Below are 22,168 nucleotides of genomic sequence, written 5' to 3'. Positions count from 1 at the left end.
GATGAAGCGATTTTTATTGTATATTTTATTTTTAGTGTTGGCGGTTATTCTTGGTTTAAAAATTCAACACGATCCTGGCTATGCCTTATTTGCCTATGGACAATGGACGGTTGAAATGCCTTTATGGTTTGGATTTATTTTATTCTTTACGGTAATAATAATTATTATAGCGATTTACCAAATCATTTACAGCAGCATTAACACAACGCAGCATTTTCACTATTGGTGGAAAAAGCGACGTCATCATATAGCCCAGCGTAAAATCAATAAAGGATTAATTGAATTAACTTTTGGTCATTGGCAGTTGGCTGAAAAATATTTAATGAATTCCGCCAAGTTTAGTACCATCCCCGTAGTAAATTATTTAGCGGCAGCACGAGCTGCTCATGAGTTGAGAGCGTATGATAGGCGCGATGAATATTTACGTTTGGCGCATGGGGTGAGCAAAAAAGCCGATATTGCCGTGAGTTTAATGCAGGCGCAATTACAATTAAATCATCATCAGTATGAACAAGCATTAGCTACCTTAAATCGGTTATATCAGTTAATTCCCGAACATACTTATGTCTTGCGCTTATTAATGCAATTATATTTGCAATTAAAAGAATGGGAAAAATTAATGGAGTTATTGCCAAAACTCCGCAAAGCAAAAGTGTGTAAAGAGCAAGAATTATTTACCTTAGAAAAAGAAATCTATCGTGAAGTATTATTAAAATATGCCAACACTCCGCAGCTTGAACACTATTGGCAAATGCTACCTAAAGCGCTTAAGCAGGATGCCGAGGTTGTGTTAATTTACGCTGAGCAGCTTATTCACAATCAAGCATGGTCGCAAGCCGAAAAATTATTACAAGACACCTTAAAAAAACACTATGATGATCAATTGATTTTGCTTTACGCAAATTTGCATGGCGGAAATCCCACGCAACGCTTAGCCTTAGCCGAGCAATGGTTAAAATCACAACCGCAAAATCCGCAATTATTGTTGGCGTTAGGGATGATCGCGAATGCCGCCAAATTATGGGGCAAAGCCAAACATTATTTCGAACAAAGTGCCGCCTTGGCTGCCAATCCTCAAATTTTTGCCGCTTTAGGCCAGTGGTATGAAACGCAAGGCCAGCCCGAACAGGCTTTTCATTATTATCGTCAAGCAGTAGAATACACGTGTCGACAATAACGTGAGTGAATGCCCATGAACGTCACAAAATGGTTAAGTCAAACCTACCAACATCTTTATGAAGCCATGCAGCGCGTCACCTATGCCGATCATTGTTCAAATAATCAATTATTTACTGCTCAACACATCGATAAAAACGATTTTTTTCGCTTTGGTTTAATAGCCGCCGCTGTCAAATTATGCGCGCAACAACGCAGTTTCTTCACTAATCCTGAACGCGATAACATTGAAGAACTGATGAACTACGCTCAAGAATTAAAAACATTAATCGTCTGTTGGCAAGACGTCATCGAAGATAGCCCGTATAAACAAGAATTTACCCCAGTCTTAGAATGTATTCGTCATCAATTACAAACATTTAACGCGAATTATCATTAACTATGGTACAATCGCGCCATTTTTATTAACTTAATAGTTTGACCATGAATTTAATTATTCCAGATTTTAGCAAGATTAAGATGGCGGTGGTGGGAGATGTGATGCTCGATCGTTATTGGACGGGCAATACCAAACGAATTTCTCCAGAAGCACCGGTGCCCGTGGTTCATGTAAATGACATTAAAGAATGTCCAGGCGGCGCGGGCAACGTCGCGATGAATTTAAAAAGTCTGGGAGTTCATACCAGTTTATACGGTATTATAGGTCGCGATGAAGCAGGCGCTCGTCTACTAAATACACTACAACACAGTGGAATTGAAAACCATCTTCAGCAAATTGATGATTTACCGACGATCACGAAATTACGAGTATTAAGTTTACATCAACAACTGATACGTTTAGATTTCGAAGAAACTTTTGCAAATTTATCGACACCACATATTCATCATCACTTTCTGCAAAATCTCCCTCAATATCACGCGATTATTCTGTCGGATTATCACAAAGGCACGTTAACTGATAGTGAAAACATTATTCGACAGGCGAAAGCACATAATGTTTTAACGTTTGCCGATCCTAAAGGTGAAAGTTTTGAAAAATATCGCGGTGTCGATGTGATCACGCCCAATCGTAAAGAATTTGAGATGATCGTGGGGCAGTGCCGCAATGACGAAGAGTTGGTGAATAAAGCACAGCGCGTGTTACACGAACATCAGATTGGCGCATTGTTAGTAACCCGCGGCAGCGAAGGCATGAGTTTAATTCGAGAGCATCATGCGCCGATTCATTTACCGGCGCGAGCATTTGAAGTATTAGATGTTACTGGTGCTGGCGATACCGTTATTGCCGTTCTTGCGGCTTCATTGGCGGCGGGCAGTCCCATCGAAATTGCGATGTATTTAGCCAATGTCGCGGCAGGAATTACGGTTCAACATTTGGGCGCGGCGCAAGTGAGCGTATCCGAATTACGACGCGTGGTGCGTAAACAACAATTTTCTCAACTAGGTGTGTTGAGTGAAGAAGAAGCCATTTTAGCCACAGCAGATGCCAAAGAACGGGGTGAGAAAGTGGTGATGACCAATGGTTGTTTTGATATTTTGCACCCGGGTCATATTGGCTATCTAGAGGCAGCAAAACAACAAGGACATCGGCTCTTAGTCGCGGTTAATAGCGATGACTCGATTCGCCGTATTAAAGGCGAAGGTCGTCCCATTAAAAATCTAGCCGATCGCATGGCAATTTTAGCGGGATTACGAGCCGTCGATTGGGTAGTGCCATTTTACGAAGATACGCCGGAAAATTTAATCAAAAAAATTACTCCCAATGTCTTAGTCAAAGGTATCGACTATCAAGTGCATGAAATTGCTGGTCATCAACATGTGTTAGAACATGGGGGCGAAGTAAAATTAGTGGGACCAGAAAAAAATTGGTCGAGCACTGAATTAATCGAGCGCATCAAAAAAATAGAGGTGGTGTCATGATTATTGTAACGGGCGGTGCGGGATTTATTGGCAGTAATCTAGTAAAAGCACTCAATCAGCGCGGACGTACGGATATTTTAGTCGTAGACGATTTAAGTGATGCCATTAAATATCACAATATTGTCGATTGTGATATTTATGATTATATCGATAAAAACGCTTTTCTCGAATTATGTTTAAGTCAAAATCCTTTACCCTTCGATATCGATGTGATTTTTCATCAAGGTGCGTGTTCTGATACCACCAATTGGGATGGCCTAGCCATGATGGAAACCAATTACGAATTTTCTAAAGCCCTTTTACATATGGCGCTGGATGATCAGATCCCCTTTATTTACGCATCCAGTGCGGCAACGTATGGCATGTCTCAACATTTTACTCCGAATTTATCCCAAGAACGCCCATTAAATTTTTATGGCTACACCAAACTATTATTTGATCGTTATGTGAATCAATTGGCGGAGAATGTCGAAAGCCAAATTGTTGGTTTGAGATATTTTAATGTCTATGGCGCACGCGAAGATCATAAAAAACATATGTGCAGTGCTATTCGTCATTTTTACAATCAATTAATGAGCGAAAATAAAATTACTATTTTTTCTTGTGAAAATTGTGCGCCTGGCGAACAACAACGTGATTTTATTACCGTAGAAGATGTCATTAAAGTTAATTTATGGTGTTGGGACAATCCCAAAGTCAGTGGTTTATTTAATTGTGGTAGTGGTGTTGCTACACCATTTAATCATATTGCGCAACAATTAATTCATTGCAAAGGACAAGGTGAAATTGACTATAAACCCTTGCCGGAAAAATTGCGCGGATGTTATCAAACCTTTACCCAAGCAGACATGAGTGCTTTAAGAGCGGCAGGTTTTAAAGAAACGTTTATTGCAATCGAACAAGGCATTCGTGATTATTTTGATTTTTTGCAGCAGCAAAAATAGCATAATATGATTGATTTAACGGCTTACGATGGTTTAGGTATTGCAGAATTAATTCGCGATAAAATTCTTTCTGCTGAAGAAGTATTGCAAGCTACTATTCTGCAATGTGAAAAAATTAATCCTCGTATTAATGCCATTTCACAAAAACTCTATGATTTTGCTTATCAATCGTTAAAAAAATATCAACCGGAAAGTATATTTGCTGGCGTGCCGTGTTTATTAAAAGATTTAAGCATGGATTTGCAAGGTTATCCGACGTCAAGTGGTAATCCATTTTTTGCTACTCAACCTGCACCAGTCACCAGCCATATCGTTAAACGTTATCTTGAGGCGGGATTCATTATTTTAGGTAAAACCAATGTTCCTGAATTTGGAATTCACTGGACGACGGAATCCACTTTTTTAGGCGTTTGTCGTAATCCGTGGGATGTATCATTAAGTGCAGGCGGATCGTCTGGAGGTAGTGCCGCGGCTGTCGCAAGTGGGATGGTAACGATTGCCAGTGCTTCCGATGCCGGAGGTTCGATTCGTGTGCCTGCTGCTTTGTGTGGGTGTTTGGGATTAAAACCGTCGCGCGGACGCATCAGCTTTTCTCCTCACCCTGATAAAGGTTGGCATCAAATTTCAGTATTACATGCAATTACGCGCAGTGTTCGCGATAGTGCTGCATTATTAGATATTGCCTGCGGTAATCAACCCGGAGATAAATTTTTATTAGATTCTCCAGCGATATCCTTTTCGCAACAATTAACGTTACCGCTAAAACCGTTAAAAATTGCTGTCGATCCTCAATCACCTTTAGGCGGAAAAGTCAGTCCTATCTGTCAACAAGCACTCATCAATGCGGTCAACAAATTATTAACTCATGGACATCATATTGAAGAAGCACAGTTAAGTTATCCGCATTTTACAACAATGGAAGCCCGTTTCACGCTAACAGCAAAAGCATTGGCGAAGAGTTTTATTGAATATGGAATCAAGGAATCGATGGTTGAACCCTTGTCCTGGGAATTTGCTCAATATGGCTCAACACTTACTATGCAGGAATTTTTCCAAGCAGCGCAAGAGATTGAAGCGGCCAGTCACACCGTGCATGATTTTTTTAAGGATTACGATATTTATCTCACGCCTATGCTCGCTGCACCACAATTAAAATTAAATGAACTAATTTATCAGCATGGCGATCCTTTAGCATTTTATCGTGACATTACCTATTCTTTTACGCCGTTTACTCTGCTGGCGAATAATAGCGGGATCCCAGCTATTTCCGTGCCGATTTTTTTAGAAGATTATCCCACCCCGCTAGCCGTACAATTGATGAGTGGCATAGGGCAGGAAGGAAAATTATTACAATTAGCGTTGCAATTAGCAGAACAGCAACCGTGGCCTGGTGCGGGTAGAAGTTAATATTTTAATAATGTTATAATTTTGTCTACTAAAATAAACTGGGTTATTTTTCATGACTACAGTAGCAAAAACTCATTTAATTATTCGTCAAGCAACCATTCATGATGTTGCGGCAATTCGCGAATTGGTCAAACATGTTTATCCTAATGTGTCCCCTTATTCACATGAAGCGTTGCGCAGTCACATGAATCATTATCCGCAAGGCCAATTTGTCGCAGAATTTAACGGTAAAATCGTGGGATATTGCGCAACGTTTAAAATTCAAGGTGCATTAGCATTGCAACCACACACCTGGGAGTCAATCACCGGTCAAGGTTTTGCAGCACATCATGATAATCACGGCGATTATTTATACGCTATGGAAGTTTGCGTTGATCAATCTTATCGTGGGTTACGTATTGGCAATCGCTTGTATCAAGCACGGCAAAAATTATGTAAAAGTGAAAATTTAAAAGGGATCATCAGTGGCGGGCGTATTCCTGGATTTTCTCGTCAACGCAAAAAATATGCCACAGCCGATGATTATGTCAATGCCGTGATTAATAAAGAAATAAAAGACAAAACTTTATCCTTTCAACTACGCAATGGATTTGAATGTATTGGGGTGCTAAAAAATTATTTACCTTCTGATAAAGAATCTGCCGGTTTTGCAAGCCATATTATTTGGCATAATCAAGATCGGGTAGAATCCGATCTCAAGCAATCTCGCAAAGTACGAGGGCGCTCAGTCGATACTATTCGCATTAGTTGTGTTCAATATAAACAGCGCGCGGTGCGTTCCTTTGCTGAATTTGCTCAACACGTGGAATATTTTGTAGATGTGGTTGCCGATTACTACGCCGATTTTGTTTTATTCCCCGAATTATTTACCCTGCAATTATTATCAATTGAAAATCAAAAATTAAAACCGGAAGAATCAATTATCACATTAACAAACTATACCGAACAATTTAAAAGTATGATGACGCAATTAGCCGTCAGTTATAATATCAATATTATTGGCGGCTCACATCCGACTAAAATTGGGGAAGATATTTATAATATTTCTTATGTATTTTTGCGCGATGGCTCAATCTACGAACAAGCGAAAATTCATCCGACTCCCAACGAACGCTATTGGTGGAATGTTAAAGGCGCTAATCAATTAGTGGCTATTCCAACCGACTGCGGCACTATTGGGGTGTTAATTTGCTATGATTCTGAATTTCCAGAATTAGGCCGTCATTTAATAAATCAAGGCGCGCGAATTCTCTTTATTCCATTTTGCACAGATGAACGGCAAAGTTATTTGCGCGTGCGGTATTGTGCGCAAGCACGCGCCGTAGAAAATCAATGTTACGTTGCTATGGCAGGCAATGTCGGGAATTTGCCTGGCGTTGAAAACATGGATATTCAATATGCGCAGAGTTGTATTTTAACACCATGCGATTTTCCTTTTTCGCGCGATGGTATTGCCGCGGATACCACCCCCAACGTGGAAATGGTTTCTTTTGCGGATTTAAGTTTAAAATCGTTGGATATTGCCCGTGCCAATGGTACAGTGTTAAATTTAAAAGATAGACGAAATGATCTATACCAAGTAACCTGGAAACATCTGGCAAAAAGCTGAGTGCAGGATTAATGATACCGATTCAAATACAAACTCAACCTGACGATGAGACTTGCGGTCCTACCAGCCTACATGCCGTTTATCGTCATTATGGCGATAATATTTCCCTAGACGAGGTGATTAAACAAGTAAAAAAAGCGCGAAATGGCGGCACCTTACCGGCGTATTTAGCGTGTCATGCACTTGATCGAAATTATCGGGTCACTGCTTACGTTTATAATATCAATATTTTTGATCCGACCTGGTTTGATAGGCGTACCCATCGTACCGAAAATAAAGATCTCTTAAAAAAACTTCATCAACAAAAAAAATATCTGACCTATCGCCGCGATATCGAAGCCTCAAATGCCTATATTAAAATGTTGCGTAAAGGTGGTGAAATCCGTTTTCAGGATTTAAATTTAACGCTACTAGAATGTCTATTTGCTCAAAAGAAACCAATACTCACGGGGTTAAGCGCAACCTATCTTTATCAATCGCCACGTGAACGTACAAATCGTAAAGGTGAATCAATCTACGATGATATTCGCGGCGATCCTTGTGGGCATTTTGTGATTTTATGCGGAATTGACGATGAAGGCCGCAATCTTGTTGTCGCCGATCCGCATCGCACGAATCCAATTTCTAAAAATAATTACTATAAAGTTACGCGTTCACGTTTAATTAATTCAATTATGTTAGGTGTATTAACCTACGATTCAAACTTATTAATTATCTCGCCGAAGGATAAATATGAAGACTATACTTGTTACTGACAAACCCGATTTTTGGGAGTTTGCACGGGATTTTACCGAAATAGTCGAGGCACAAGATTATTTAACCAATGAAAAATACATCAAGCATCGCACTCTGCGGGTAATCAATTTATGCAAATCTTATCGCTATCAAAGCTTAGGCTATTATGTTTCTCTTTTAGCTCAGGCCCGTGGTCATAAAATTATTCCTTCGGCACTCTCAATTCAAGATTTAAAAAGTAATTCGTTATCTACCGCACTATTTGATACCATTATTGATGACGCTCAACACTCACTAGCAAAAATTAAATCCGATGAATTCCACTTAAGCATTTATTTTGGGAAAAATTTAGCAAAACATTACGAACATTTGTGTCGACAACTTCATTATTTGTTTCCAGCGCCATTAATCCGTGTTGTGTTTGTGCGGCGAAAATTATGGGTAATGAAAAAAGTGAGTATTATTACCATTAACGATGTTCCAGAAAATCATCGCGAATTTTTGCAAGAAGCTGCAAAAGACTATTTTAGTAAAAAACGTTTTCATTCGCCTAATAAAAAAAATACCGTGTTTGATTTGGCATTACTCATTAATCGTGAAGAGCAAAACCCACCCTCAGACAAAGGTGCCATTCAAAAATTTGTCAGGGCAGGGGAGCATTTGGGAATTCATGTCGATATCATAGAGCACGATGATTATCGTTATATCGGTGAATACGATGGCTTATTTATTCGCGAAACCACAGCGGTTAATCATCATACCTATCGTTTTGCGCGCCGAGCTGCAGCCGATGGTTTAGTGGTGATAGACGATCCACAATCTATTTTAAAATGTGCCAATAAAGTTTATTTAGCAGAATTATTAGCAAAACATAAAATTCGCACACCAAAAACCATTATTTTACATAAACACAATTGGCAGACTATCATTCAAGAAATTGGATTTCCTTGTATTTTGAAATTACCGGCTGGCGCTTTTTCTTTAGGCGTGACTAAAGCCGAATCTTTTGAAGAATATTCAGTCTATGTCAAAGAATTTTTTGCAACATCAGATTTAATTATTGCACAAGCCTATATGCCAACCGCATTTGATTGGCGAATTGGCATTTTCGATAACAAGCCTATTTTCGCTTGTCGTTACTATATGGCGAAAGATCATTGGCAAATTTATAATTGGAAAGATGAAAAAGAAACCATGGGAGATTTCGATGCGGTTTCTGTATTTGAAGCGCCTAAAAATGTGATTAACACCGCGTTACGTGCGAGTAAAGCAATTGGTGATGGCTTATATGGCGTTGATTTAAAAGAAATGAATAAAGAAGTTTACGTGATTGAAGTAAACGATAATCCTAATATTGATGCCAATATCGAAGATTCAGTCAGTGGCGATGAATTATATACCGTGATTATGAATGGGTTTTTAAATCGAATGCGTAAAGCAAAAGGTTATTTATAATAGGAATATTTATGACACAGAAATTAGGCTTATTTTCCGCAGTGGGTGTTGAAATTGAGTATATGCTCGTTGATCCACAATCATTAAACATTAAACCCAACTGTGATTTAATTTTAGAAAAAATTGCTGGTGAAATAACCGATGAAGTAGAGTGTGGCGAAATTGGTATTAGCAATGAATTAGTTCGCCATGTTATCGAATTAAAAATGAGTTCGCCACAACCTTTAACGGAAAATACCCATCAACAATTTCATCGCACAGTAACAGAAGTATTGAACCCCGTATTAGCAGAGTTTAATACCACATTAATGCCTAGTGGCGCGCATCCTTGGCTTATTCCCGATCACACGATTGAATTATGGCCGCATGGCAATAAAGAAATTTATCAAGCTTACGATAAAATTTTTGGTTGTCATGGACACGGATTTGCTAACTTGCAAAGTATTCATTTAAATTTACCGTTTGCCAATGATGAAGAATTTTATCGTTTACATAGTGCGATCCGCATTATTTTGCCTTTAATTCCAGCATTATGTGCGAGCACACCGTTTTTAGAAGGAAAATCAACGCAATTAGCAGATAGTCGGTTGTACTGTTATAAAAACAATCAGAAAAAAATCCCAATTATTTCCGGCAATATCATTCCAGAATTTGTCACCTCAGAGAATGATTATCACGATAAAATTTTAAATAAAATTTATCAAGCCCTTCAACCACTTGATCCAGAAAAAATATTACAACATGAGTGGGTCAATTCGCGTGGTGCCATTGCCCGGTTTGAACGGGATGCGATTGAAATTCGCTTAATGGATTCACAAGAGTGTCCTTTAGCAGATTTAACTTGTGTGGCCATCATCAACGGTATTTTGCATTATTTAATCGATACTACCGATCAGTTTTTGTGTTCGCCTTGCGATACTATAGTATTAAAAAATCTGTTAGATGAAGCAACAAAACTGGGCATGCAAGCCCATTGTGATGATAAAAAATATTTACAACAATTTGGTTTAGCGCAGAAAAATATTCAGCAATTTAAAGCATTGCTTGATAAACTCATTGAACAAGCCAGTCATTATATTGCGCCGCTCTATCTACAAACGGCTGAAAAAATTCTTAAGCATGGTAATTTAAGCGCACGTTTATTAAAAGCTGCTGGAAAAACTATAACCGTAACCCAGTTGCGAGAAGTGTACAGTAAAACTCTGCAATGTTTGCAGGCTAATGAGTTATTCATGCCATGAAATATCGAGTTATTTTAACCTGTGAACATGCTACCAATGCGATGCCTAAATCTTTTCAGTCACTGTTTTCGCAAACTTTTTTAAACAGTCATCGAGGGATTGATAAGGGTGCAAAAGCATTATTTATGTATTTAGCAAAGCATTTAAAGTGTTATGCTAAAGCCGCAACAATGAGTCGGTTGCTCATCGATTTAAATCGTTCGTTGGATAATCCGCAATTATTTCATTCAGCAGTAATGAAATTAGGAGAAAAAATCCCAGAAAAAATTATTCAGCGTTACTATTTACCTTATCGTTCAGAAATTGAAAATCACATCCAAGCGATTTTAACTCAAGGTGAAGGCGTTATTCATTTATCAATCCACAGTTTTACTCCTATTCTGCGTGGCGTTAAGCGCGAAACCGATATTGGATTATTGTTTGATCCAAAGCGTTCTGGTGAACGGGATTTTTGTCAAAACCTCCGCCGCCATTTGCAGCGGCAAATTACTAATACCATCCATTTTAATTCTCCGTATCAAGGTACCAGCGATGGCTTCACTACTCATTTACGCCAAACTTTGCCCCCAGAACATTATTTAGGAATTGAAATTGAAATGAATCAACGCTTAGTCAAACAAACACCGCGTAATCAGCTCAGATTATTTCAAGCCATTGCCGAGAGTGTGGCGGTTGGTTTAGCAAAAATCCAAGCTTAAAGAAGCCGTGATTGTTGTGCGGCAAAGAAAACGTGGGTGGACGACCAGCTGATGGATTAAATGCACTATTAGCGAATATTGACAATTTCGATAATAACAAACGCGATAAATTATATTGTGCTACAGAAATATTAACTATTCTGGAGGAGCATACAAAAATTAAAGTGGATTTTATGGAATCTTGCTAATTTTTTGTGCCCTACTTATTTTTTAGGATACAGTAACGGTAAACTCGGTTTAGCGGATTTCTTTTTTAAAATTTTATGTTGACGAATATAATTAATAAAAATTTTCCAAAAGTGTTGACCATCCCACGTCATTTTTCCGCCAGAATATAAGACATAATCCAGGCGTTTTATTTCTTCGGCTAATGGATCATCTCCAATTTTTTCATTTATTTGCCCTAAACTTAACAGTTGTTTTTTATGCCAACGTGCTTGTGCCCAGGCAATTAATGCTTCTTTTAATTGCTGGGGATTTTGTTGATAACAGGCTTGTTTAATTTTCGCACGTGAGGCTTTTAAACTGACGACGTCGGAGGTGGGTGAAGGGTTATGCGATTTTTTTCTTCGACTAAAAAGCCATAATCCCAGTGTGACTAGCCATAAACCGGCAAATAGCATCGCAATCCAGATACTCCACGATGCCGATAGAGAATTTATTTTATGTGTCGTGAATGCGGGTTTTTGCGAAGGTGTCACGGTGGATATCGCTGAATGATTACTTGGCGCAGGCAATGCAGTGGTTGCTGCTTGGCCACTAACGGTTAAGGTATAGGCGGGAATTTGTGCGATTTCGAGTTGATTAGTGTTGGTATTCCACCAAGGAAGAGTAATTGCGGGTAAATTAATTTTTCCCGCTTGCGTGGGCACGTATACCCATTTTTCACTACGGCTGCCTATCACACCTTGCGCGGAAGGTTGAGTTTGCAACTGGGGTAAATCAGGATAACTATTGACGTGATCAAATGCGGCTGTGGGTAAGCTTGGTAATTGCTCTGCGGTTAAGCCGATGGCTTTTATCGTAATCGTGCGTGTGATGGGTTGGCCTATTTTTAAGTGTTGCGGTGAGGAAGACCAAGATTCTTCCACACTTAATTGTTGCGCTGGCAACCAGGTTTTACCCGTGAATGCTGCGGGTTGAGGTTGCACATCGATAGTTATTTCTTTACCCCGTGCTGCTAGCGGTTTAATACTCGTGGAATAAAATGGCGTATTATTAAATAACGATTGTTGTAATTGTTGAGAACTCGGAGACACAATAGCATTGCCATGAAATTGCGGCGGCGTAATCGTATAGGTGCCGCTTTTTTGCGGAAATAAAGCATAATTAACAGTCGCTACTAAATATTGTTTTCCATTTAATGTTGTTTGATGATAGTGATAATTTCCTAATTGTTGAACGATCATATCATTGGCTTGGGGGGGAGTTAATTTCGCATCTTGCCAAGCATTGGCCAAAGCGGAAGTTGCGTATAATTCAACTTGATAAAGAATTTGTTGCTGAACATAAGCAGATTGCAGATTAATCGTATTTTTTATTATAAGGTCATCGTTAGTATTAAGAGTGGTGGTATTTTTATTAACCTTAATCTCGATGGGTTTGGTGGCTTGATTGCCAACAGTAATGCTCGGGATGGTTAAATTACCGATATTTTTAGGTTGTAGTTGAATTATCCACGCAGTTTTTGCTTCAACGTGATCGTTGGTGACCGCTACTTGACTATTTTTGGCTTGCGCTAAAATCGTAAAATCTTTTTCTAATCCCTGCAATTGTGGTGCGGGGGAATTTTGATCATCGGTAGTGAGGGTTAGGATAAACGTTTCACCAAGATTAATGGTATTGCGATCGATACTCGCGGTTAGATTAAGAGCAAAGGTAGGGATGATCCATAATAAAATCGCGAGTAAGAGATATTTTTTCATCACGCGTGGCCTCCTGCTTCTAGGCGTTTACGATATTCTTGCCAAAAAATTTGTTTTAATAAACTACCGGGTTCATCGGGAATTCGGCGTAGCCATTGTTGCGTGGCTTGTTGCTGCTCACGTTGTGAAATAATTTGCTCTACTTTGTTTGTAGCGTTTGGGTCTGTTTTATTCGCAAGTTCTTGGGGTGGATTTGGCAAAGAGGAAGGATCTTGAGTTTTATCAGTGGGCTTCGCCGCAGAGTGAGACTCTGCTGAATGTGATAGGTTCGACGACGGCGCGTGTTGCTGATTTTTTGAATGAGTCGGATGTGGATTTGCTTGCTGCGCGGATGACGAATTTGCAGCCTGTTGCTGCTGTTGTTGTAATTTTTTTAATAAATCTCGATTATAAATAGCATCGTGATTATTAGGATTTAATTGAATGGCTTTATCATAAGCTGCAATAGCGCCATCGTAATCTTTTAGCTGCGCTAAGCTGTTACCTTGATTATAATAACCATCGCTGGTTTTTTGTTGCGAAAATTTTTTGCTAGCGTGATTAAAATTTCCTGCTTGATATTCTGCAACGCCTTGCCAGGGGATAGATTGAAATAACTGCGCAGCTTGACGAGGATCACCATTTCTTAAAGCGCGAATACCTTGTTGATCGCGCCTAAGCCATAAATCTTGCCAAGTAAAAGCTTGGGCGTTTAGCGCGATAAATAATAATGAGATAAGCAATAATTTTTTCATCATCGTAATACCTCATGTAACCAACCTCGTCTTAGTGCAAGAGCGATCATTATCATCATGAATAAAATAAACCAACGTCCTTCATCTTGCCAAATGACGTGAGTAGTTTTAGTCAGTGTGGCATCCGCATGAGTTTTTATTGAATTAAGAATGGCATTAATATCGCTATTATCAGTGGTATAGGTTTGATAGAGACCGCCACCTGCTTGAGCTAATTGGGCTAACGCCGCAGGATCAAAATGGGTCATCACCACTTCGCCATCGCCATCTTGAATTAATTGTCCTTGCTCATCACGTAACGGTACCGATTGTTCACGGCCCATGCCTAATACAGAAATTTCCATTCCTTGTTGATGCAATTGTTGTGCTAATTGCACATCATGAGTCGTGGGTTGGCTATCGGTAATTAAAATAATAGATCCATCGGTGGCATTGCTTTGTTGTAAAAGTTGAGCCGCTTGTTGTAAGCCACTGCTAAGATTATCTCCGGCAATCGGCATTATCGATGTCGCAAGGGTGGGGACTAATAGAGAGATGGTATTGGCATCTTCAGTTAATGGTGAAACGGTAAAGGCATCCCCACTAAATACGACCATGCCAACTCGCGCACCTTGATTATGCTGCAATAAATCTAAAATTTTATAACGAGCGCGTGCTAAACGACTCGGTGTTAAATCTGTCGCATTCATTGAATTTGACATATCGAGCACAATCATGCGTGAACTCAACGTTTGATAAGTGGCTTGTGGAATTTCTCGCCACGTGGGGCCAGCTAAAGCAATTATTCCTAAACTTAAGGTGAGTGCGATGAATAGTAATGACCAATTTAATGCAGAGGATTGGATGGGTTTATTTAATAAATGGCTTAATAAATGGGGATCACACACGCGTTGCCAATTACTTTGGCGTTCGCGAAAAAGCCACCATAAAATAATTAATCCCATCACTGGAATAAATCCATATAACCACAGAGGGCGTAAAAAATGAAATGTCATTATTTTGCCTCCCATTGAGTTATCAATCTGAATGGCGTAAGGCATAAGCAAAACAACAGTAATAAGGCCAATGCCAAAGGGTAAGGATAAAGCGGTTTAATCGGTCGATAAATCGATTGTTGAGAGTCAACGGGTTCTAATTCATCAATTTTTTGATAAATATTTTTTAACGCTTGGGTATCGCGTGCGCGAAAAAATTGTCCGTGAGTAATATCGGCGATTTTTTGTAAAGTTTCGGTATCCAACGTTAAAGAAGGATTAATTTCTTGTGGCCCAAATAAGGTGGGAATTTCTAAATGTTCCGAACCAATGCCAATGGTATAAATTTTTACCTGTTGTGCTGCGGCTAATTCTGCGGCTTGCAAGGGTTCTACTTCGCCTATATTACTGGCACCATCGGTTAATAAAATGATCATGCGAGAATTGGCAGGAAAATGTTGTAAACGCTTAATGCCTAAACCAATCGCATCTCCGATGGCGGTCATTTGTCCGGCGAGGCCGATGTTTGCCGTGTCTAACGCGTGTTTTACTGCCGTTAAATCAAAGGTGAGAGGAGTGCGCATGTAGGCTTTAGTGCCAAAAAAAATTAAACCTACGCGATCGCCTTCGCGTTGTTGAATAAAATTTCCAGCCACTTGTTTCACTACCGATAGGCGATCGTATCGTTGATTATTTAACGTAAAATCGGGCAGAGACATCGATCCCGATAAATCAATGGCCAACATTATATTATGTCCACTGCGGTCTGTTGTAATAGGTTTTCCCAACCATTGTGGCCCACTTAAACTGAATACTAATAAAAACCAAATAATATATTCCAAATGATGACGCCAAGATTTGCTGGGTAGAGGATTTGAACTGATCCCCGATAATTTACGCAGCGTAGCAAAAAAAGGAATTTTTAACGCCAGCGTGTGCGGTTGTGGTTTGCTGAGCAAAAAACGGCGAATTAGCCAGGGCACGGGTAATAATAACAAGGCAAAAGGTGTTGCGAGATTAATCATGCGTTTTTCTCAATCCAACGTTTGACTAAAGGAAATAATTCTTCCGCATTTTCTGGAATATGCTGATTATAAGGGGCGCTAATTAAAATTTTGCCAATGCCGTGTTGAAAATCTTGGGTGTGTCCTGACTCATCTAAAAATTGTAGCCATTTCGTGCCCGTTAATCCGGCGACCTGTTGGCGTGGATGATGTAATAAGGCCACGCGTTTTAATAATTGGGAAATATTGCTGATAATTTGCGGACGATAATCGGGTTGAGCAAATTGTTGTTGTAACGTGTGGAGTTGTTGAAGTGCAAAACGTTTTCCACGTTGGTTTTGATAGCGACGAATAAAATAATAAACGATACCTGCGCTCATAAAAATAACCAAGGCGCTTAATATTAGCCAACCCGGTGCTGGTGGCCAAAAGGTAATGGCGGGTGGTAAATGTAAAGGTTTTAATTGTGAAAGTGGATCAGTTGAATTCATACTTCACCTGGCGCTTTTTTACAGTCGGTTGATGGTACTGTTTCAGTCGATTGATAATATCATCACTGGTTGCAAAAATGTGTAATGGAATTTTGTAGGTCCGCGCTATTTTTTTTAATTGTTCAAAACGATTAATAAATTGTGCGCGATAATTTTTGCAGAGATCAGCACTGTAGGTGTTGATGGTTGCAATTTCTTGACCATCGGTAATTGCATAATAATCGGCTGGTGGCGGTTCTGTTTCGAGATGATCGTAAATAAAATTAAATATAAAATGATTATAACGGCATAATTGCGCGAGTTGTTGCTCAGCATCGCCACTTAAATCACGAAAATCGCTGCAAATAATTACTAGACTTCCAGGTTTGATGACGCGCCGTAAACGTTTTAATACATTGGCAAGTGCACCGGTTGCGATAGCATCCGCTATAGGTGGCTCGCTTACCGTTAATGCTTTTAACAGTGGCAAAATACCATTCATGCCCGCACGCGCAGAAAATTCTTGGCATTGCCGGCCAGAAAAAATAAATCCGCCCACGCGATCATTGCGATTAAACGCACTCCATCCGTAGAGCGCTGCCAATTTGGCAGCAATTACCGATTTAAAACACACTTTCGTGCCAAAAAACATACTGGGACTGGCATCGACAATTAAATATATGGGACGTTCTCGTTCTTCTTGAAAAATTTTAGTGTGCGCTTTGCCACTTCTTGCAGTCACTCGCCAATCAATATGACGAATATCATCACCCGGTTGATAAGCTCTGACTTCCGCAAAATCAATGCCACGCCCGCGAAGTTGAGAAGTTTGATAGCCCGCTAAAAAAGTTTTTACTTTAGCAGCAGAATGTAAATTAATTTGTTTAGCATGATGGCGCAATGCCAGTAATTGCGACAAGCTGACTGTCACACCATTTTCAAGAGGTTGTTGCTGGTATTTTTTGCGTTTAAACATCCATGATCCCTGCTTAAAAACGAAAATAATTAGGGTACGGCTACGCGATCAAGTAATGCCGTGATGAATAAATCGGCATCCACTCCTTCGGCTTGTGCTTCGTACGATAAAATCACGCGATGACGTAACACATCGTGCGCGATAGCATGAATATCTTCCGGTGAAACATAATCGCGGCCATTAAGCCAAGCATGAGCGCGCGCACAACGATCGAGCGCGAGTGTAGCGCGTGGGCTTGCACCAAATTGTGTCCATTTACTGAGTTCACTGCCATAAGCGGCGGGATTACGAGTGGCAATCACTAATTGCACCATATATTCTTCTAACGCTGCACTGACGTGCAATTCTAAAATAGCATGTCGTGCTTGCATAATACTCTCTTGGCTAATCGTAATGTGATTAGGAGTTTTATGATCGAGTGATTGCAAGGTTTCTTGCCGATTGAGTTGTAAAATTTTGCGCTCGGCTTTGGCGTCGGGATAACCAATTTTCACATACATTAAAAAACGATCCAATTGCGCTTCCGGCAAAGGATACGTGCCTTCTTGTTCCAAAGGATTTTGTGTTGCCATGACTAAAAATAATTTTGGTAATGAATAAGTCATATTTCCTACAGTAACTTGACGTTCTGCCATCGCTTCGAGCAAGGCCGATTGCACTTTGGCTGGAGCGCGATTAATTTCATCGGCTAAAATGACATGATGAAAAATAGGGCCGCGCTTAAAGGAAAACGATCCGTCTTGCGGGCGATACACTTCGGTTCCGGTTAAATCGGCGGGTAATAAATCGGGGGTGAATTGAATGCGATGAAAATCGCCTTCTAAACATTGAGCGAGTTCTTTAATAGCACGGGTTTTTGCCAAACCTGGCGCGCCTTCTACGAGTAAATGGCCATCGGCGAGTAAAGCAATTAATAATTTTTTTAATAATCCGGGTTGACCAATAATACGATTTTTTAAATGTTGATATAATTGCTGGAAATTTTGTTGATGAGTAGAAAGTGCAACGACATTGGATTGTTCCATAATCTTCATTCTCTCTGCCTTTTTAGATGAGGGGTGAGTGTAACATAGGCTTGCAGATGATGTCAGCAAATGATGGGAAATTTATAAGAATCGAAGTATTTTTATGACCATATCAATGGTCGAGTTTTAAATTAAAGGAAGCGAAATAAATTGACAGTGAGGGAAATTATTCAGTAACATGTATGTCTCATAATAAGATTAAAGAGTAGCAAATTATGCTCAGCTCATGTGAATTGAATACAGGAACCGTTGCTAAGGGAGCGGAATTTGTGTTAACTGGAGTAGGTATTGGATTTTCTCTGGACTTTTGGGTTGATTTATTCCAGCAATCTTGTGTTGTAGATCTTCGTCATAATTGCTCTGGCCCTGAATCCACAGATTATATCAAACCCATAACAACAACAGTAATTACTTCATTACTATTACTCGATCAAACAGTTCGTTGGTGCAGTAACAGTAAGAAGGGAATTGTTGAAAGAGTATTACCCGCTTCATGGTTTGGTTCGCAAACTTCAGGTAATAATCATGATATGGAGAATGCACTAATCGACAAGCCAAGTGGTAGTCGATCAGAATCTACTCCAAACCCCTCATTGTGCACCAGACTGACTAACTTTCTTTGTCGAACATAATTCAGACTAAAAATGTTAGGATAGCCTGTGGGCTATCGAAAGTTTTGTCGTTTATGTAATCGTAGCCCCTACATTTTGCACGATCTTAACCCAGAGAGCCATTGTTTACTGCATTTTCATGCCGTTTCATATTGGGGGAGGTCATAAATAGACAAAATCACCATTTGAGTCTACAATTAGACTAGAGGTGATTAGCCATGAATAGTTTATTTCAAGCGCATAACGTTAATCCTAATTTGGATCCCGATGAAGCGAAAAAGGTATTTAAGGTGGTGGTAAATATCCTAGAAAAATGGCATGCAACGTTAGAAGAAAAATTAATTTTACTGGGATTAAAAAAATCAACGTATTTCAAATATCAAAAAGATCCCCAATCGATCAAAGTAAATCAGGATTTCTTAGAAAGACTTTCCTATATTCTTAATATTCATTCCGCATTACGCATCTTATTTTCTCATCCTGATTCCGTTTATGGCTGGGTAAGAAAACCGAATGATGCGCCCTTTTTTAATGGCCATTCAGCCATGGAAATTATGTTACAAGGACGCGTCGTTGATCTTTGGGCAGTGGCCTCTCGCTTAAATGCAGAACGAGGTGGTTGGGCGTAAATGAAGATCAATGATTTGCCTACCATCACTTTAAAAAAAGAAAAATGCTTTCGTTTAATTCCATCAAAATATCCACCCATTCATTTATTTGAAGATGTTGCCACGAATGATGAGTTCGAAGCAATTTTCAAAGTACAATCACTCACCAATCCGCGGATACAAGATGAAATTGGTTATATTCACTTAATTCCTAACGATGAGCGTTTATTTGGAGTTCCTGATTGTAGTTATATCATGGCGGCATTTACCCATATTAATCCGAATGGAAGTCGATTTTCGAATGGTGATTACGGAATTTATTACGCTGCTCAAACAGTAGAAACAGCTCTGGCAGAAACCATTTATCATCGAGAAAAATTTTTTCGTCATACTAAAGAACCTGCTCAAGAAATGGATATGCGTTGTTTAACGGCTATCTTTAATGCCGATCTCATTAATTTGGCAACAGAAGTGTATCGTTCGATGGAAATTTATCATCCCGAAAACTATCATTATGCTCAACAAATCGGTAAGCAAGTTAAAAGCAATAAACTGCCAGGAATAAAATATTATTCAGTCCGTTTGCAATCAGGAATTAATTACGCATTATTTACCCCAAAATTATTTACAGAATGCTATCAGACTCAACACTATACTTATGTATGGGATGGAGCGCGGATCAGCAGTTATTATTTGAAATCGAATTTACAATCGTTGATAGAATTAACCTGATTTAATTAAATAGTTAACTATTTAGGAGTATGCAAATAAAAGGAATACCTAAAGTTGAGAATACCTCAGGCATGTCATATACAAATATATAAATTTAGACTGAGAATACGATCCCAGATTGGTTGTGAAATTTTGCAGTATTTACAGTTAGTTATCACACGCACCCAATCATGGTATATCATAAAATAAAAAAAATCATTAAAATTTGAAAACTTGTATCATAATATGATATATTGTTTTCGTGAGGAATGATGCTATAACTTGAAAGTTTGAAATAATAGCAACATTTGTGTGTATAAATTAAGTGAAAAATTTAAGGAGCTAACATGAAAAGACTGAATGTTATGGATGGATGCCCATCACTTTCCGACGGTTGCCCATCACTTTCCGACGGTTGCCCATCACTTTCCGACGGTTGCTCATCACTTTCCGATGGATGTCCGTCTTAATAATTTAAATTTAGATAGGAACTTTTGCAGATAATTTCTGTAAAAGTTCTTTCTAAAATAACACACATCAAATACGTGCATCAAATACAAAAGCAACAGCTTCTTTATCTAGTGTCATTTGCTGAGTTCTGGGAACTTTTAAGTTACTTTGGAACTGTAGCTATCCTCGTTTTATACTGTCAAAGTTTCGACTTTTCTATCGAAAAAAGTTACGCCATCTATGGGATATATTTAGCATTGCTCTGTGGATTACCTGTTATTGGTGGCTTTTTAAGCGATAAATTTATTGACGGTTTTATAGCGCTGGTGGTAGGTGCCATTTTATTAATAGCAGGCAATATAATTTTGATAATTAATAATCAAAATTATTTATATTTAGGATTAGCTGGTACAATTTGCGGAACAAGTTTATATAAACCTATTTGTACAAATATAGTTGGTATTATTTATAATAACGATGACAACTCAAGGGAGAAAGCCTATTCATTTTTTTATGCAATTTTAAATTGTGGAGCAATTGCTGGTCCAATTGTATATGGAATAATTATCAAATTTTTTGGTTGGGGAGGTTGTTTTTTATTTAGTGCTGTAGGATTGACTTCCGCTTTAACAGTAATGCTTTTAATGAGAAATCGCATTAAAAATGCTCTTGATTTTAGAAATAAACTAGAATCGAAAAAAAAGCATATATTTTTTTCGTCTGTAATTCTAGTTTATTTTGCAGTTATAATTTCATTTTATAGTTCCAGTTATTTTTCATATATACTAGTCATAGCATTAATGTTAGCAATAGGTACACTAGGTAAAATTGTATCAAATCTCCATGAGGGTATAAGACGTGGAATTTATGGAATTTTAGTATTGCTAACATTTTGTGTTTTTTTCTTTTTAACGAGTTTTCAGGTTGGCAGTTCAATTACATCATTTATCAATGGATATGTAGATAAGGGTTTTTTTGGCTTCCAGATCCCAACATCATTTTTTACTGCACTTGATCCATTTTTTGTTGTTGCTTTTGCCCCTATATTTTCTTTAATATGGTCAAGAATGGCTAAAAATAATAGAGAACCTACTGTAACTAAAAAATTAATTTATGGACTAAATTTAGGAGGATGTGGCTTTATTGCATTTCTTTTTGCAATCAAACTCTCAATAATAAAAGCGCATTATTGGACGATAATATTCTTGGTTATTGGATACGCTTTTATAGGCGCAGGAGAGATATGTTTGTCACCAGCAGTTTTGAGCGCCATTAGTCAATGTAGTCCTCAAGGTATTTCAAATACAATGATGGGATTATGGTATTTCTTTATGGCTATAGCAGGATATTTGAGCAGCTATATTGATAATCTATTAAATTATTCAAATTCAAATATTACTGCATCAACACAAATAAGTATAAATAATCTGTCATTAATATTCATATCGATGACTATTGCCATATTTTTTTCAGCAATTTTTTTAAGGGTAATTTCAAGAAATTTAACTAAACTGCTGCCGAATATTTAGTTTATTTTTATTGATTTACAAAGGTA

Annotated in this window: 21 protein-coding genes; 14 read left to right on the top strand and 7 right to left on the bottom strand. The window is 38.6% G+C overall.

What is annotated here, in order from left to right:
* Position 1 precedes the first annotated feature (1 nt).
* The 10 genes from KIT27_07015 to KIT27_06970 are packed head-to-tail and all read left to right on the top strand — an operon-like array spanning position 2 to position 11,125.
* Positions 2 to 1,177, top strand: coding sequence for a hypothetical protein (locus KIT27_07015; GenBank protein MCW5589401.1), 1,176 nt, complete (start codon positions 2 to 4; stop codon positions 1,175 to 1,177).
* Positions 1,178 to 1,192: 15 nt separating this feature from the next.
* A complete protein-coding gene (locus KIT27_07010; GenBank protein MCW5589400.1) occupies positions 1,193 to 1,555 on the top strand; it encodes a hypothetical protein in 363 nt (120 codons plus the stop codon).
* Between the two features lie 44 nt (positions 1,556 to 1,599).
* Positions 1,600 to 3,036, top strand: a complete 1,437-nt coding sequence (gene hldE / locus KIT27_07005) for a bifunctional D-glycero-beta-D-manno-heptose-7-phosphate kinase/D-glycero-beta-D-manno-heptose 1-phosphate adenylyltransferase HldE (GenBank protein ID MCW5589399.1) — start codon at positions 1,600 to 1,602, stop codon at positions 3,034 to 3,036.
* A complete protein-coding gene (gene rfaD / locus KIT27_07000; GenBank protein MCW5589398.1) occupies positions 3,033 to 3,980 on the top strand; it encodes an ADP-glyceromanno-heptose 6-epimerase in 948 nt (315 codons plus the stop codon). Before hldE ends, rfaD begins: the two co-directional genes overlap by 4 nt.
* A 6-nt stretch (positions 3,981 to 3,986) precedes the next feature.
* On the top strand, positions 3,987 to 5,387 hold the full coding sequence (locus KIT27_06995; protein MCW5589397.1) for an amidase: 1,401 nt from the start codon (positions 3,987 to 3,989) through the stop codon (positions 5,385 to 5,387).
* A 52-nt stretch (positions 5,388 to 5,439) separates the two neighbouring features.
* Positions 5,440 to 6,996: a GNAT family N-acetyltransferase gene (locus KIT27_06990; GenBank protein ID MCW5589396.1), complete on the top strand. Its 1,557-nt coding sequence runs from the start codon at positions 5,440 to 5,442 to the stop codon at positions 6,994 to 6,996.
* Between the two features lie 11 nt (positions 6,997 to 7,007).
* The gene (locus KIT27_06985; GenBank protein MCW5589395.1) at positions 7,008 to 7,751 is read left to right on the top strand and encodes a C39 family peptidase; all 744 of its coding nucleotides are present in this window, start codon (positions 7,008 to 7,010) and stop codon (positions 7,749 to 7,751) included.
* A complete protein-coding gene (locus KIT27_06980) occupies positions 7,729 to 9,186 on the top strand; it encodes a RimK family protein (protein ID MCW5589394.1) in 1,458 nt (485 codons plus the stop codon). Before KIT27_06985 ends, KIT27_06980 begins: the two co-directional genes overlap by 23 nt.
* 11 nt (positions 9,187 to 9,197) lie before the next feature.
* Entirely contained in the window at positions 9,198 to 10,427 is a 1,230-nt protein-coding gene (locus KIT27_06975) for a glutamate--cysteine ligase (protein MCW5589393.1), read from the top strand.
* Entirely contained in the window at positions 10,424 to 11,125 is a 702-nt protein-coding gene (locus KIT27_06970; GenBank protein MCW5589392.1) for an N-formylglutamate amidohydrolase, read from the top strand. The genes KIT27_06975 and KIT27_06970 overlap by 4 nt, the downstream gene beginning before the upstream one ends.
* A 203-nt stretch (positions 11,126 to 11,328) precedes the next feature.
* Here KIT27_06970 and KIT27_06965 read toward each other — a convergent pair whose 3' ends face one another.
* From KIT27_06965 to KIT27_06935, 7 genes are read right to left on the bottom strand one after another with little or no spacing between them, the layout of a single operon-like run.
* Positions 11,329 to 13,050, bottom strand: a complete 1,722-nt coding sequence (locus KIT27_06965) for a protein BatD (GenBank protein MCW5589391.1) — start codon at positions 13,048 to 13,050, stop codon at positions 11,329 to 11,331.
* Positions 13,050 to 13,787 (bottom strand): tetratricopeptide repeat protein, encoded by a 738-nt coding sequence (locus tag KIT27_06960; GenBank protein ID MCW5589390.1) that lies wholly within the window; start codon positions 13,785 to 13,787, stop codon positions 13,050 to 13,052. Before KIT27_06960 ends, KIT27_06965 begins: the two co-directional genes overlap by 1 nt.
* Positions 13,784 to 14,779, bottom strand: coding sequence for a VWA domain-containing protein (locus KIT27_06955; GenBank protein ID MCW5589389.1), 996 nt, complete (start codon positions 14,777 to 14,779; stop codon positions 13,784 to 13,786). Before KIT27_06955 ends, KIT27_06960 begins: the two co-directional genes overlap by 4 nt.
* A complete protein-coding gene (locus KIT27_06950) occupies positions 14,779 to 15,783 on the bottom strand; it encodes a VWA domain-containing protein (protein MCW5589388.1) in 1,005 nt (334 codons plus the stop codon). The genes KIT27_06955 and KIT27_06950 overlap by 1 nt, the downstream gene beginning before the upstream one ends.
* Entirely contained in the window at positions 15,780 to 16,253 is a 474-nt protein-coding gene (locus KIT27_06945) for a DUF4381 domain-containing protein (GenBank protein ID MCW5589387.1), read from the bottom strand. Before KIT27_06945 ends, KIT27_06950 begins: the two co-directional genes overlap by 4 nt.
* On the bottom strand, positions 16,240 to 17,208 hold the full coding sequence (locus KIT27_06940; protein ID MCW5589386.1) for a DUF58 domain-containing protein: 969 nt from the start codon (positions 17,206 to 17,208) through the stop codon (positions 16,240 to 16,242). Before KIT27_06940 ends, KIT27_06945 begins: the two co-directional genes overlap by 14 nt.
* Before the next feature lie 29 nt (positions 17,209 to 17,237).
* Positions 17,238 to 18,233: a MoxR family ATPase gene (locus KIT27_06935; GenBank protein ID MCW5589385.1), complete on the bottom strand. Its 996-nt coding sequence runs from the start codon at positions 18,231 to 18,233 to the stop codon at positions 17,238 to 17,240.
* Positions 18,234 to 18,448: 215 nt separating this feature from the next.
* Between KIT27_06935 and KIT27_06930 the strand changes: the two genes are divergently transcribed.
* The 4 genes from KIT27_06930 to KIT27_06915 all read left to right on the top strand — a co-directional run bounded on the left by KIT27_06930 (position 18,449) and on the right by KIT27_06915 (position 22,142).
* Positions 18,449 to 18,865, top strand: coding sequence for a hypothetical protein (locus KIT27_06930; protein ID MCW5589384.1), 417 nt, complete (start codon positions 18,449 to 18,451; stop codon positions 18,863 to 18,865).
* 197 nt (positions 18,866 to 19,062) lie between these two features.
* Complete coding sequence (locus KIT27_06925) at positions 19,063 to 19,473, top strand: DUF2384 domain-containing protein (GenBank protein MCW5589383.1); 411 nt, start codon at positions 19,063 to 19,065, stop codon at positions 19,471 to 19,473.
* Positions 19,474 to 20,184, top strand: a complete 711-nt coding sequence (locus KIT27_06920; GenBank protein ID MCW5589382.1) for an RES family NAD+ phosphorylase — start codon at positions 19,474 to 19,476, stop codon at positions 20,182 to 20,184. It abuts the gene before it with no gap.
* 473 nt (positions 20,185 to 20,657) lie between these two features.
* On the top strand, positions 20,658 to 22,142 hold the full coding sequence (locus tag KIT27_06915; protein MCW5589381.1) for an oligopeptide:H+ symporter: 1,485 nt from the start codon (positions 20,658 to 20,660) through the stop codon (positions 22,140 to 22,142).
* Positions 22,143 to 22,168 lie beyond the last annotated feature (26 nt).

This window comes from Legionellales bacterium, assembly GCA_026125385.1.
Lineage (GTDB): Bacteria > Pseudomonadota > Gammaproteobacteria > JAHCLG01 > JAHCLG01 > JAHCLG01.
The sequence above is the reverse complement of the archived record's forward strand: the minus strand, read 5'-3'. Positions and strand labels throughout refer to the sequence as shown.

Excerpts from the sequence above, each read along its gene's own strand:
- KIT27_06955 (MCW5589389.1), bottom strand. The coding sequence starts at position 14,779 with ATGACATTTCATTTTTTACGCCCTCTGTGGTTATATGGATTTATTCCA.
- KIT27_06925 (MCW5589383.1), top strand. The coding sequence starts at position 19,063 with ATGAATAGTTTATTTCAAGCGCATAACGTTAATCCTAATTTGGATCCC.
- KIT27_06940 (MCW5589386.1), bottom strand. The coding sequence starts at position 17,208 with ATGTTTAAACGCAAAAAATACCAGCAACAACCTCTTGAAAATGGTGTG.
- KIT27_07010 (MCW5589400.1), top strand. The coding sequence starts at position 1,193 with ATGAACGTCACAAAATGGTTAAGTCAAACCTACCAACATCTTTATGAA.
- KIT27_06970 (MCW5589392.1), top strand. The coding sequence starts at position 10,424 with ATGAAATATCGAGTTATTTTAACCTGTGAACATGCTACCAATGCGATG.
- rfaD (MCW5589398.1), top strand. The coding sequence starts at position 3,033 with ATGATTATTGTAACGGGCGGTGCGGGATTTATTGGCAGTAATCTAGTA.
- KIT27_06975 (MCW5589393.1), top strand. The coding sequence starts at position 9,198 with ATGACACAGAAATTAGGCTTATTTTCCGCAGTGGGTGTTGAAATTGAG.
- KIT27_06950 (MCW5589388.1), bottom strand. The coding sequence starts at position 15,783 with ATGATTAATCTCGCAACACCTTTTGCCTTGTTATTATTACCCGTGCCC.
- KIT27_06990 (MCW5589396.1), top strand. The coding sequence starts at position 5,440 with ATGACTACAGTAGCAAAAACTCATTTAATTATTCGTCAAGCAACCATT.
- KIT27_06945 (MCW5589387.1), bottom strand. The coding sequence starts at position 16,253 with ATGAATTCAACTGATCCACTTTCACAATTAAAACCTTTACATTTACCA.
- KIT27_06960 (MCW5589390.1), bottom strand. The coding sequence starts at position 13,787 with ATGATGAAAAAATTATTGCTTATCTCATTATTATTTATCGCGCTAAAC.
- KIT27_06980 (MCW5589394.1), top strand. The coding sequence starts at position 7,729 with ATGAAGACTATACTTGTTACTGACAAACCCGATTTTTGGGAGTTTGCA.
- KIT27_06935 (MCW5589385.1), bottom strand. The coding sequence starts at position 18,233 with ATGGAACAATCCAATGTCGTTGCACTTTCTACTCATCAACAAAATTTC.
- KIT27_06930 (MCW5589384.1), top strand. The coding sequence starts at position 18,449 with ATGCTCAGCTCATGTGAATTGAATACAGGAACCGTTGCTAAGGGAGCG.
- KIT27_06995 (MCW5589397.1), top strand. The coding sequence starts at position 3,987 with ATGATTGATTTAACGGCTTACGATGGTTTAGGTATTGCAGAATTAATT.
- KIT27_06985 (MCW5589395.1), top strand. The coding sequence starts at position 7,008 with ATGATACCGATTCAAATACAAACTCAACCTGACGATGAGACTTGCGGT.
- KIT27_06965 (MCW5589391.1), bottom strand. The coding sequence starts at position 13,050 with ATGAAAAAATATCTCTTACTCGCGATTTTATTATGGATCATCCCTACC.
- hldE (MCW5589399.1), top strand. The coding sequence starts at position 1,600 with ATGAATTTAATTATTCCAGATTTTAGCAAGATTAAGATGGCGGTGGTG.
- KIT27_06920 (MCW5589382.1), top strand. The coding sequence starts at position 19,474 with ATGAAGATCAATGATTTGCCTACCATCACTTTAAAAAAAGAAAAATGC.
- KIT27_07015 (MCW5589401.1), top strand. The coding sequence starts at position 2 with ATGAAGCGATTTTTATTGTATATTTTATTTTTAGTGTTGGCGGTTATT.